The following is a 12,242-nucleotide window of genomic DNA, read 5'->3' as shown; positions in this document are numbered from 1 at the left end:
AAAACCCCGTTCGCTGGTCGAGCTTGTCGAGACCCGGGTCTCGACAAGCTCGACCAGTGAGAGGCCTCAGTCCATGGCGTAGGTGCGGACGTAGTCGAATCTGGCCGTGGCGCCCGGCGTGTTCATCGCGACCAGACCGATCCGCAGGTCCTGGTCGTTGGGCAGGGTCCAGACGCCGCCCCACCGCCACGTCTCCCCGTCCGTGCTCGACGCCATGCGGATCTCGTGCTCACCGTTCGCGACGTCCTCGTGCGCGTACAGCCGCAGCCACGTGGTCTCGCCCGGCGCCGCGCCCCACATGGGCGCCGCGGCGACCGCGGTCGGCGGCGTGGTGGTCGGACGCGGGCCCTCCTTGGTGAACTCCACCTGCTGCGAGACGCTCCCCGGCTTGCGGGAGAGCCCGAGCTGGGAGTGCACCAGCTTCACGAACTGGTCGTCGCCTCCATACAGGACCAGGCCGGCCTGCCGGTTCACCCCGACGCCGTCCAGCTCCAGCCTGGTCTCGACCAGGTAGTCGCCCTCGGGCGCGTCGCGGGTCAGGACGGACGCCGAGTTGGTGCCGAGGTACAGCTCGGCCCGCTGGGTCGGCCAGGTGAGGGCGCCGTCGTCCAGGCGGACACCGTCGGCCGGGCCCCGCACCCAGGACCAGCCCGAGCCGCCCTCGCCGGGCACGACGCCGTCGAACTCGTCCGAGCTGCCGGGCAGCAGTGCGCCTGGCTCGGGGTCGGGAACGCGTTGGGTCACCGGCCTGGCCGCGGGGACGAGGCTGAGGTTGTCGGCGTCGGCACCGCCCCGGGCCGTCACGCCCACGGAGGCCTCGGTCGCGCGCCCCTTGCCACTGGACGGGTGGGCGGACGCCGTCAGGGTTGCCGTGCCGAGCGGCTCCTTGAGGTTGTCGGCGGAGACGGTGGCGGTCAGCGTGCCGGACTCGACGTCGCGGTCGAGCGTCACGGTGTTCCAGTCCCCGTACGGGAAGTCGTCCGGCAAGCCGGTGGCAGTCCGCACGGTGCGGTCACCACGCCCGGCCTCGAGCCGCAGCTCGCCCGTGCCGCGATCGACCCAGGCGACAGCCCGGCGCACGCCCTCCCCGAGGGTCAGCCCGGCGGCGCCGTCGGTCACGCGCAGGTCGGCCTGGGCGCGCAGGTCGCCGTCGGCCCGGTCCCTGCTGGTGACGGACGAGTCGTCGAGGCGAACGTACGGGCCCGCGTCAGGCTCTTCCTCGACGGCGACGTCGCGACCGGCACGCCAGCCGTCGAGGGAGCCGTCGGCGAACGTGGTGCCGACCGCACCGGAGGTCACGGGGGCAGGCTGCGGGCCCGACGACGGACCGGCACCCGCGTTGACGACCGGCCAGCCGTCGATCCAGTCGAGCCGGTCGATCATGAGCGGCCGCTTCGACAGGTTGAGCACGCCGTTCCGGGTGTCGACCGGCGGGAAGTCGGGGTCGTCCGTCGGGATGGCGTGGTAGGCCATCCAGTCCTGGCCCGCCAGGTCGGTCAGCACCGAGTGGTGGCCAGGCCCGGCGAACCCGTTGCCGCTCGACGTCAGGACGTAGCCGCCCTTGCTCGACTCGGCCATGAGGTCGACGCCGTCGTCGTCCAGGAACGGTCCGCGCGGGCTCTCGCCGCGGCCCACCTTGACGGTGTACCCGCTGAACGCACCGTCGCAGCAGCCCGCGTCGGAGTACATCAGGTAGTAGAGGTCGTCGTGCCGCACCATGAGCGCCCCCTCCATCCGACGGCCCTGCGCCACCTGGGTGACCGGTCCGGTGAGCTCTTCCGCGCCGGGGGTGAGCTCCGAGACGCAGACGACGTCGTAGCTGCCCCAGTACAGGTAGAGGGTGCCGTCGTCGTCGGTGAACAGGGCCTGGTCGATGTTGCCGGTCGGGCAGCCCTCGATGGGTGCGGACGGGACCAGCAGCTCGTCGCTGTGCGCCCACGGGCCGGTCGGCGTCGGCGCGGTGGCCACCGCGAGGCCGCCCGTGGACAGGCCGTACGTCAGCAGGTACTCGCCGTCGACGTAGCGGATGTCCGGTGCCCAGGCGCGAGAGTTGTCGCGCCAGGTGCCCGGGACCTCGTCCGGCTGGATCACCTCGCCCACGTACTCCCAGTGCGCCAGGTCCTCGGAGCGCAGGATCGGCAGGATCCGCTCTCCCGGCTCGCCCTGGCTGTTGAACACGGGGTTCTGCGTGCCGTACGCGTACCAGGCGCCGTCCTTGCCGCGGATCACCGCGGGGTCCGGGAAGGTGTCGGTGACTCCGGCGGAGACCGGGTTGGTGTAGGTGGTGCCGTCGATGTTCGGTGCGGTGGCGGGCGAGGTGGGGGCTGGCGTGGCGGTGGCGGGCAGGGCTGCGGCAGCGGCGTCGGCCGGGGCAGCGGCAGCGGCGTCGGCGGGCGGGGCGTCAGCGCCTACGCCCTGGGCGGGGACCATCCCCGACGCCAGGACCGCCGCCGCGACCGCCGCGACCCAGCCGGTCCGGACCGGTCCGCGGGGGCGACGTCGCGCCGTGCTGGGTCGACCTGAGCTCCATCGATCTGATCTCCATTGATCTGATCCCAAACGCATGAGGGCAGGCTCCTCTCGAACGGTGCCGCCGAGCAGTCGCGCGACGGCGGGCCGGCGCCCCGTGACAGGACGCCCAGGCTCCGCTCCTCATCGAAGGAGCCCTGAGTTCTTCCGGCAACTACCCGACAAAAAACATCGGAAACCCACCCGCCACCCACCCGTGGCACCACCTCCGCCCCCCGGCCCCGGACCGCCGCCCCCGAACCACTCCTGATCGAGGTTCAGCAGGCTCCAGGGGACCACTCAGCGTCGGATAGCGGCCGCCTGGCGCCTACTGAACACGAATCAGTCATACTCGCCGCCGACTCCGGACCATGAATGTCCAGGGACGCCGTTCGGCCGTACTCAGCTTGCGGTTCGGCGACCAGGCGCCGACCGGGCCCACGACCAACTTGCGGTTCGGCACCGCACACGCCGCAGCCCAGCGATCTGGCCCGAAACTCATCTGAGTTCCGGGCCAGATCGCTGGGCTGGCGGGGCCGGCGGGAGCCAGCGCGAGCTCCGGCCCGGACCTACTTGATCGCGCCCATCGAGAGGCCGCGGACCAGCTGCTTCTGCGCGATCCAGCCCGCGAGGATCACGGGGAGCGACGCCAGCAGCGCCGCCGCACAGAGCCGGGCGAGGAACAGGCCCTCGCTCGTCATGGTCGACACGATGAGCACCGGAACGGTCGCCGCCTGGGACGCCGTCAGGTTGAGCGCGAAGAAGAACTCGTTCCACGCGAAGATCACGCAGATGAGCGCCGTCGCCGCGATACCGGGCGCCACCATGGGCAGCAGCACGGACCGCATGGTGCGCATCAGGCCTGCACCGTCGATCGACGCGGCCTCCAGCACCTCGCCGGGCACCTCGATGAAGAACGACCGCATCATCCACACCGCGATCGGCAGGTTCATCGCGGTGTACAGGATCACGAGGGTCCAGATGTTGTCGAGCACCTTGAGCTGTCCGGCGATCACGTAGATCGGCACGATCACCGCGACGACCGGCAGCATCTTGGTGGAGATGAAGAAGAACAGCACGTCGCTGACCTTCTTCACCGGCCGGATCGACAGCGCGTACGCGGCGGGGACGCCGAGCAGGAGCACGAGGACCGTCGAGACGCCGGTGGCGATCACCGAGTTGCCGACGTAGACCATCGACCCGCCCTCGAGGACGGCGCGGAACTGGTCGAGCGTCGGCGTGAAGAACCACGTCGGCGGGTCGGAGGCCGCCTGGTTCTCCTGCTTGAACGCCGTGAGGGCCATCCAGGCGACCGGGAAGAAGAACCCGATGGCCAGCAGCCAGGTGAGAGTGGTCAGCAGACCACCGGAGAAGCGTCGGTTCGTCTCCCGCCGAGCATCGGCCACGTTGGGAGCAACCACGGGGGCAGCGACAGACATGGTCACTCCTTCACTTCGAAGCTACGGAAGATCAGGCGCAGCGCTGCGGAGGCCACGATGATCGTGGCGATCACGACGACGACACCCATGGCGGCGGCCTGCCCGATGTCGAACCCGAGGAACGCCCGCTGGTAGATGTAGAACGGCAGGTTGGCGCTGGCCGTACCGGGCCCGCCCGCCGTCATCAGGTAGATCTGGTCGAAGGTGTTGACCACGTAGATGATCCCCAGCAGCACGCCCAGCTCGATGTACCTGCGCAGGTGCGGCAGCGTGATCAGCCGGAACGTGAGCCAGGTGCCCGCGCCGTCGACGGAGGCCGCCTCGAGCACGTCCTTCGGCTGAGCCTGCAGGCCGGCGAGCACGAGGAGCATCATGAACGGCGTCCACTGCCACACCAGCGCCATCAGGATGGCGATCAGCGGGTAGGTGGACGTCCAGTCGACCGCTTCGAGCCCGAACACCCCGAGCACCCAGTTGAACAGGCCGTACGTCGGGTTGAGCAGGGCGATCGACCACAGCACGGACGTCGCGACCGGCATCACGAGGAACGGCGTGATGAGCATGGTGCGCGCCACGCTGCGCCCGAAGAACGGGCGGTCGAGCAGCAGCGCGAGCACGATCCCGAGGATCATCGCCACGAGCACGCAGCCGAGGGTGATGACCACGGAGTTCAGCGCGGTCTGCCGGAACGTGGAGTCCCGCGCGATGTCGAGGTAGTTCCGCAGGCCGACGAACAGGTCGGACTCGGGCCGCAGCAGGTTCCGCGAGTGCAGCGAGTACCAGATGGTCAGGAGGAACGGCAGCTGCGTGACGATGACGGTGAAGATCAGCGCGGGCAGCAGCGGACCACGACGGCGCCAGCCCTCCGCGCGGCTGATCGGTCGCGCGGACGCCTCGCTGCGAGCGTCCCGGCGCTTGCCTTCGAGCCGGTCGACGGTCGAGGTGCTCATTGCCCCTCCTCATTCCGGTAGGTCTCAGACACGGTCTCGGCATAGCGCTGAGACTGTGCGATGGCCTCGTCGACGGTGATCTGCCCGGCGATCGCCGCGGACATCTGCTGGCCCACCCGGGTGCCGAGATCCTGGAACTCGGGTATCCCGACGAACTGGAGCCCCGGGTACGGCACCGGCTTGGCCATCGCGGACTCCTGCGTCGCCCCGTTCATCGCGTCGAGCGTCTCGTCCGCGTAGGCCTCGGAGACCTTTGCGTACTCCGGGATCTCGTAGGTGGACAGCCTGCTGCCCGGAGGCACCCGCTCCCAGCCGATCTCCTCGCCGACCAGCTTGATGTACTCCTTGTCCGTCATCCAGGACACGAAGTCCCAGGCGGCGTCCTTGTGCTCGCTCGTGGACGGGATCGCCAGCGACCAGCTGTAGAGCCAGCCCGCCGACTCGGTCTCGGCGACGGGCGCGGGGACGTAGCCCACCTTGCCGGCTACGGTCGACGACGAGGGGTCCTCGACCGCGGAGACCATGGAGGTCGCGTCGTACCACATGGCCGACTGGCCCTGGGCGAAGCGGGTGAGGCAGTCGCCGAAGCCTGACGTCGCGGCGCCCGGCTGCCCGGAGGAACGCAAGGTCTCGATGTACGCCTCGATGCCCTTGCGGCTCTCCGGCGAGTCGACCGTGGCGTTCCAGTCCTCGTCGAACCAGCCGCCACCGAACGTGTTCATCGCGGCGGTCATCGGGGCCATCACCTCGCCCCAGCCGGCCAGACCGCGCAGGCAGATGCCGGAGAAGTCCTCCTCCGGCGCGTCCAGCTCGGCGGCCAGGTCCTGCACCTCGTCCCAGGTCGGCTTGGCGGGCATCTCGAGCCCCGCCTGCTCGAACAGGTCGGTGCGGTAGGCGAGGAACGACGACTCCCCGTAGAACGGCACGGAGTACATGTCGCCGTCGCTCGAGAGCGCCTCCCGGACGCTCGGGACGAAGTCCTCCGCGTCGTACCCGTCGGTGCGCTCGATGTACGGCTGCAGGTTCTCGATCCAGCCGTTCTCTGCCCACATGGGCGTCTCGTAGTTGGAGATCATGACGACGTCGAACTCGCCGCCGCCGGTGGCGACGGACGCCGTGATCTTCGCTCGGGCCTCGTTCTCCGGCAGCGACACGAACTGCACGTCCACACCGGGGTGGGCCGCACGGAACTCGTCCTGCAGCGAGATCGCGTCCTGCATCTGCGGGTTGGACACGATGGCCACCACTATCCGTTCGCCGTCGCCGCCGCCCACGGCTCCCGCCCCGGCACAGCCGGTCAGGGCCAGCGCGACGGCGGCCGTCGCGGCCGCCAGCGTCGTCCTCACCGAAGTACCCCTCGGAGGTCGGAACATCCTCGTCCTCTCCTCGGCGCAGCGTCTGCGCCGCGCTCATTTGAGAATTTCAACTGCTCATCTGCAACCGCAGAGTAGTTGGGTATGCTCAGGTGAGCAAGACCCCCCGCTCAATAGTCGCTCAACCGTTCCCGCTATCGCCTGCGGGAGTGAGGACGCAGGTGACCCATCCCGATTCGAACCTCATCTCGAACCTCCTGGTCGAGGTGAGCACCGACTACTACCTCGACGGCAAGTCGAAGGTCGAGATCGCCCGGGACCGTGGCATCTCCCGCTTCCAGGTGGCCCGCCTGCTCGCACAGGCGCGCGACCAGGGCGTGGTCCGTATCGAGATCACGCCGCCGCGGGTCGACGGCGAGCGCGGCGCCCGGCTCGCCGCCCGGCTCGGCGTGGGCGAGATCCTCATCGCCGCCAGCGGCGAGGACACGCACGCCACCCGGGAGAACGTCGCCGTCGAGCTCGCCCACGCGGCGCGCGCGCACATCACCGAGGGCGCGACCGCCGGTGTGTCGTGGTCGCGCACGGTCGAGGCAGCGGTGCGGCACATCGGCCGGCTCCCGCAGTGCGACGTCGTCCAGCTCGTCGGGGCGCTGCCCGTCGAGGGCAGCGGCAACTCCCTGGCGCTGATCAACACGTTCGAGCAGATGCCGGGCGTGCGTACGTGGCCGGTCTGGTCGCCGCTGCTGGTGGCCGACGCCGCCACCGCCGCGGGCATGCGCCGCCAGCCGGAGATCGCCGACGCGCTCGCCCGGGCCGACCACCTGGACGTCGCCGTCGTCGCCGTCGGGCACTGGTCCGAACGCACCTCCACGGTGTTCCCGCAGATCAGCACCGAGGAGCAGCAGGCGGCGACCGATGCGGGCGCCATCGCCGAGTGCTCGGGCCGCCTGTTCGACGCCGAGGGCCGCCCCGTCCGGACCAGTCTCGACGAGCGGGTGGTGGGCGTGACGCTCGAACAGCTCGCCGCGACGCCCCAGGTCATCGTCATCGGCTACGGCGCCGCCGTCGCGCCGGGCCTGATGGCCGCGGTACGCGGCGGCGTCGCCAACACCCTCGTGGTCGACGACGCCGCGGCGACCGCCCTGGAGACCCTCCTCCTGGACTGACCCGTCAGGAGCGGGCGACCAGGGCCTCTACCGTCGCAAGAGCGCCCTTCTCGTGCAGGGACGCGAGCGCCGCCGTGTACGCGGCGGTGAACCGCTCGTCGTCGACCAGGTCACCGAACAGCTCGCGGTCGCGCAGGAAGGCCAGCGGGTCGGTCCGCTGCGCGAGCGCCGCCTGGTGCAGCCGGTCCGCGAGCCGGTCGACGATCTCGATGGGCTCGCCGGCCTCGTCGACACCCTCGTCGTAGCGGGCCCAGGACGCGACGACGAGCGCGGCGTGCTCGATCGGCCCGCCGGTAGCCAGGTGGTGCCGGACCACCGGGAGCAGCCACTTCGGGATGCGGTCGGACGACTCGGCGCACAGGCGCGCCAGGGTGTCGGCCACGTGCGGGTTCGCGAACCGCTCGATCAGCGTGCGCTTGTACAGGTCCAGGTCGATACCGGGCACCGGCTCCAGCGTGGGCGTGCCCTCTGCGTCCATGTAGCCGAGCAGGAACCGGGCGAACACGTCTCGCTCGGCCACCTCGTGCGCGTACCGGTAGCCGGCCAGGTAGCCCACGTAGCACAGGGCCTGGTGGCTCGCGTTGAGCAGGCGCAGCTTCATCAGCTCGTACGGCTCGACGTCGGCCACCACCTGCACGCCTGCGTCCTCGAACGGGGGCCGGCCGGTGGGGAAGCTGTCCTCCAGCGCCCACTGCTCGAACGGCTCGGCCACCACGGGCCAGGCGTCGTCGATGCCGAAGCGTGTCGCCACCATCGCGCGGTCGGCGTCCGTGGTGACGGGCGTGATCCGGTCGACCATGGAGCTCGGGAACGCGACGTTGTCCTCGATCCAGGCGGCGAGCTCCGCGTCCTTGACCCGGGCGAACGTGGTGAACGCGCGCCGCGCGACCCCGCCGTTGCCCTGGATGTTGTCGCAGCTCATCACCGTGAACGGCGGCACGCCCCGCTCCCTCCGGCGGCGCAGGGCCTCGGTGACCAGCCCGAACGTCGTCGTCGGGACCGCGCCGTCGGCCAGGTCCGCACTGACCGCAGGGTTGTCCAGGTCGAACTCGGCCGTGACGTGGTGGATGTTGTACCCGCCCTCGGTGACCGTCAGCGACACGATGCGGACCTCGGGCGAGGCCATCTTCTCGAGCACCGCCTCCGGATCGTCGGGCGCCAGCAGGTACTCCTTGATCGACCCGATCACGCGCGCCTCCAGGCGCCCGTCCGGGTGCTTGAGCACCATGGTGTAGAGGCCGTCCTGCGCCGCGAGCGCGTCGCGCATCCGGGCGTCGCCGGGGAGCACGCCGACGCCGCAGATCGCCCAGTCCATGGCCTTGCCCTCGGCCATGAGCCGGTCGAGGTACATCGCCTGGTGCGCCCGGTGAAAGCCGCCCACCCCCAGATGAACGATCCCGGTGGTCAGCCGGGCGCGGTCGTAGGTGGGCACCGTCAGCTCCGCACCGTTCGGCGCGGACGCCACCAGCCTGCCCACGGTCGCATCGTCGAGTGCCGTCATCGTGCTCCTCCGCCGCCCTTCAGACTCCGTTGATCCGAGCGCCAGATTAACAGATGAGCACGGCAGCGGTCACAGATGAGCGGTACCCGGCGCAAGCTCGGAAGCCGTACGGGCGATGGGCGCGCAACATCGTGAGGCCATGACCAGTACCTGGTCACGGCCTCACGATGTCGGGATGGGATCGGCTACTCGTCGAGCATGAGCCAGATCACACGGTTGCCCGGCGTTCGCGCGCCGAGGTCGGCTCCAGCAGTCAGGTACTCCTCGGCGATCTTCTGTACGACCGCGTACATGATCCACTCCTCAAGCCCGGTCGTCGGGTCCCAGACCGTCCAGAGCGGATCGTCGGTGTCGCGGGGAACGGGGATCCGCGCACCATAGGGACCGTCGGCATCACTCGACCCACCCGCGAAGATCACCTCAAGTGTGGAGTCATTGACTCTCGCATCGAGCAGACCCAGTTCACGGCCCGAGGAAGTGGTGGCGAAGACTCTGCGGACTTCGTCGAGCAACGTCGAAGCATCTGCGATCATGGCAGCCGTCCAGGTCCGGTCGGTCCGGTCAGGTATTGATTGCGTTCTTGACCCAGTCCGGACACCAGACCACCCCTTCGCAATAGGCTGTGATCACGCCCTTGGCCTTTCCGTCGCTCAGTCGGATCGGGTTCGCGATCACTCGCACAGTCTTGGTCTCCACGACCTGGCAGACTCCGAAACGGCACTCGACGCGGTGAACCGGAGTTCGGTACCTGATCGCGCTCGCACTCTCTACTACCCGCGACTCCGGGTACTTCGTGGTCGTGCGCGCAGCGGCTGTAGTGAGGTTGTGCTTGTTGGAGACCTTGAGCCAGCCCCAGCTGGAGTTCCCCCACCTCATCGACAACGCCGTGCCCCTGTTGTCGTTCCACGTTGCAATGATCTGATACGGATCGTTCGGGTCGTCCACCATCGTCGCGTCCTCTGCGGGGGAGGCCCGAATGACACCTCGCTCCATCCGTGCAAGCTCATCGTCAGTCACGCCGACCTTCTGCAACGCGCTGACACCGAACTCTCCCCGTGGCAGTTCACCGATCACGGAGAACGTCTCCATCTCGCCCGCCGCGGGAAGTGCCGTGTCGGACACTGCAAAGGCACTCGTACCCGTCAGGTGGATCACAAGAACGGCAGTAGTCCCAATTTGCCAACCCCTCGACCCCAAACGATCGGGCCATCTACCAACGACGCTAGATCGCCTCATCACATGCTCCCGTACCCAGCATTCGTAGGCCCGCCCAGGCATAACGATCCCATTTTCACCAGGACATGGCGCCAGCCACCACCGGAACAGCGCCCTATCGGCCCGCCGGAGCGCCACCGACCGGCCGGGCACCGCCCGCGGCGGGATGAGAACCCGATGATGCCGCTCAGTCCCGCCCCGCGACTTCAGTCAGAGCTGGGGAAACTCCACCGGGAACGGCTCCCCGAAGTCAGCCAACCGACTCACGCCGCCCCACCGGAGGTTCGCCTCCAGGAGGCAGCGGTCCTGCGCCACCGACATCTCCGTGGCGTTCACGCCCAACGGCAGGTTGTCAGGGATCTCGTCGCGCTTGGCGAGCGCGATGAGAATCTGCGCGGACCGGTTCGGGTCGCCCGCGGCGCCCTCGCCGACCTGACGCATCCGGGCGTTCATGGCGCCCACTGTCGACTCGTATCCGGCGGGCCTCGCGGAACGTCATTGAGGAGCCGGCCCAGACCGTGCGGAACCCGCTCGGCTCTACGACGAGCACCTCGACGCCGAACGGCGCCGGCTCGACGTGGAGCACACGGCTGGAGCCGTCGATGGCGAACTTCGCCGCCCGGTAGGAGGCAATGCCCGGCGAGCCGCCGACACGACCACCGACCGACGAGAACTGGATCACGAGTCCGCCGCCCTGCGCACGGAGCAGCGGAACCGCCTCCTTGGAGACGTTCCAGACGTCCCAGAAATTGGTCTCGAACTGGGCTGCGGAAGTCGGCGTCGTCGCCGGTCTCGATCGGGGGCACGTTGGCGTAGCCCACATTGTTGACGAGCACGTCGATCCGCCCGAACCGGGCCGAGGCCTCGGCGAACGCCACGCGGGCCGCGTCGGGGTCGGTCCCGTCGGGCCGACCTACGACGGGCTCGGCCAGATCGTCCCGGGCGTGTGGACGGCACTGCCCGGCCTGACGGAGCAGGACGGCATGGACCTGGTCGCGGCGGCGATGACCGGCACCTTTCATCAGATCGCAACGCCGGGGCCAGACGTCGCGGCGCTCTACCGGTCCGACCCCCGGCTCGCGCACGCCCTGGTCGACGTCGAACCGCGACTTGCCCCGATCCTCGGCTCGATGCTGCGGGGCCGGGTCGGCGAGGAGCGCGCCCCGGCCTGACCTGTCAGCGCACCGCCGCCGCATACCGCCGGGACAGCACCGCCAGGTGGTCGACCAGGCCCTCCGGCTCCCGCACGGTGAAGTCGAGCCCGAGCATCCCGATCCACACGGCCACCGTCTCGATACTGTCCCCGCCTGTGACCAGCATGCTCGTCCCGTCGTCGCGCGGTTCGACCGTGCCGACCGCCGGGTTGATGCGCGCGAGCACCTCGTCGGCCGGCGCGTGCACCAGGATCCGGGCGTGCACCGCCCAGCCCGTCCGGGCCACCTCGCGCACCACGAGCTCGGTCAGGTCGAAGGGCGGGTCGGTGGGCACGAACCGCCGTCCGCCCGGTGTGCGCAGCTCCAGCCAGTCCACGCGGTACGGCTGCCACTCCCCCGAGCCGACGTCGCGCCCCACCAGGTACCACCGGCGCTGCCAGGCCACGAGCCGGACCGGCTCCACCTCCCGCGGTTCCTCGCGGTACCAGCAGCGCAACCCCTGGTGGTCACGGATCGCGGCGGCCAGCTCGGTGAGCAGCCCGGGGTCGACGGCGGGGTCCTCGACGTTGCTGTCGGTATTGACGGGGCCGGCACTCGTGGCGTCGCGCAGCGCGGCGACCTGACGGCGCAGCCGGTCGGGCAGCACGTGCTCCAGCTTGCCGAGCGCGCGGGCGCTGCTCTCCTCGATGCCTGCGACAGCGCTGGTGGACCGCAGGCCTACCGCTATGGCGACCGCCTCCTCGTCGTCGAGCACCAGCGGGGGCAGCTTGCCGCCCACCCCCAGCCGGTAGCGGCCGCCCGGCCCGCGGACACTGTCGACGGGATAGCCCAGGTCACGCAGGCGTGCGACGTCGTTGCGCACCGTGCGGTCGGTGACGTCGAGCCGGTCCGCGAGCTCGGCCCCCGACCACTCGGCGCGCGACTGCAGCAGGCCGAGGAGGGCGAGCAGACGCCCCGCCGTCGTACTCATCGTGGCTCCTCACGGCGCACCGGGAA

12 protein-coding genes are annotated in these 12,242 nt (G+C 70.0%); 2 read left to right on the top strand and 10 right to left on the bottom strand.

Annotated elements, in window-relative coordinates; genetic code table 11:
- Positions 1–66: 66 nt before the first annotated feature.
- The 4 genes from APR04_RS00555 to APR04_RS00540 all read right to left on the bottom strand — a co-directional run bounded on the left by APR04_RS00555 (position 67) and on the right by APR04_RS00540 (position 6,243).
- Positions 67–2,430, bottom strand: coding sequence for a glycoside hydrolase family 43 protein (locus APR04_RS00555; RefSeq protein ID WP_253867154.1), 2,364 nt, complete (start codon positions 2,428–2,430; stop codon positions 67–69).
- Between the two features lie 647 nt (positions 2,431–3,077).
- Complete coding sequence (locus APR04_RS00550) at positions 3,078–3,947, bottom strand: carbohydrate ABC transporter permease (RefSeq protein WP_253867153.1); 870 nt, start codon at positions 3,945–3,947, stop codon at positions 3,078–3,080.
- Between the two features lie 2 nt (positions 3,948–3,949).
- Positions 3,950–4,897, bottom strand: coding sequence for a carbohydrate ABC transporter permease (locus APR04_RS00545; protein WP_253867152.1), 948 nt, complete (start codon positions 4,895–4,897; stop codon positions 3,950–3,952).
- Complete coding sequence (locus APR04_RS00540; protein WP_253867150.1) at positions 4,894–6,243, bottom strand: ABC transporter substrate-binding protein; 1,350 nt, start codon at positions 6,241–6,243, stop codon at positions 4,894–4,896. The genes APR04_RS00545 and APR04_RS00540 overlap by 4 nt, the downstream gene beginning before the upstream one ends.
- A gap of 188 nt (positions 6,244–6,431) precedes the next feature.
- Between APR04_RS00540 and APR04_RS00535 the strand changes: the two genes are divergently transcribed.
- Positions 6,432–7,376 (top strand): sugar-binding transcriptional regulator, encoded by a 945-nt coding sequence (locus tag APR04_RS00535; protein ID WP_253867148.1) that lies wholly within the window; start codon positions 6,432–6,434, stop codon positions 7,374–7,376.
- A 4-nt stretch (positions 7,377–7,380) separates the two neighbouring features.
- Here the strand turns inward: APR04_RS00535 and APR04_RS00530 are convergent, their stop codons facing one another.
- The 5 genes from APR04_RS00530 to APR04_RS00510 form a co-directional block, all read right to left on the bottom strand.
- Positions 7,381–8,877, bottom strand: coding sequence for a mannitol dehydrogenase family protein (locus APR04_RS00530; protein ID WP_253867144.1), 1,497 nt, complete (start codon positions 8,875–8,877; stop codon positions 7,381–7,383).
- A 185-nt stretch (positions 8,878–9,062) separates the two neighbouring features.
- Positions 9,063–9,410, bottom strand: a complete 348-nt coding sequence (locus APR04_RS00525) for a hypothetical protein (protein WP_253867137.1) — start codon at positions 9,408–9,410, stop codon at positions 9,063–9,065.
- Between the two features lie 28 nt (positions 9,411–9,438).
- The gene (locus APR04_RS00520) at positions 9,439–9,999 is read right to left on the bottom strand and encodes a hypothetical protein (RefSeq protein ID WP_253867136.1); all 561 of its coding nucleotides are present in this window, start codon (positions 9,997–9,999) and stop codon (positions 9,439–9,441) included.
- A 303-nt stretch (positions 10,000–10,302) separates the two neighbouring features.
- Positions 10,303–10,545, bottom strand: a complete 243-nt coding sequence (locus APR04_RS00515) for a hypothetical protein (RefSeq protein WP_253868018.1) — start codon at positions 10,543–10,545, stop codon at positions 10,303–10,305.
- A complete protein-coding gene (locus APR04_RS00510) occupies positions 10,445–10,915 on the bottom strand; it encodes an SDR family NAD(P)-dependent oxidoreductase (RefSeq protein WP_253867134.1) in 471 nt (156 codons plus the stop codon). Before APR04_RS00510 ends, APR04_RS00515 begins: the two co-directional genes overlap by 101 nt.
- Between APR04_RS00510 and APR04_RS00505 the strand changes: the two genes are divergently transcribed.
- Entirely contained in the window at positions 10,815–11,264 is a 450-nt protein-coding gene (locus APR04_RS00505; RefSeq protein WP_253867133.1) for a hypothetical protein, read from the top strand. The two genes, APR04_RS00510 and APR04_RS00505, sit on opposite strands and share 101 nt — an antisense overlap.
- A 4-nt stretch (positions 11,265–11,268) precedes the next feature.
- Here APR04_RS00505 and APR04_RS00500 read toward each other — a convergent pair whose 3' ends face one another.
- A complete protein-coding gene (locus tag APR04_RS00500; RefSeq protein ID WP_253867130.1) occupies positions 11,269–12,216 on the bottom strand; it encodes a helix-turn-helix transcriptional regulator in 948 nt (315 codons plus the stop codon).
- Positions 12,217–12,242: the final 26 nt, after the last annotated feature.

It is taken from the genome of Promicromonospora umidemergens, assembly GCF_024171995.1.
Classification (GTDB): Bacteria; Actinomycetota; Actinomycetes; order Actinomycetales; family Cellulomonadaceae; genus Promicromonospora; species Promicromonospora umidemergens.
The sequence above is the reverse complement of the archived record's forward strand: the minus strand, read 5'-3'. Positions and strand labels throughout refer to the sequence as shown.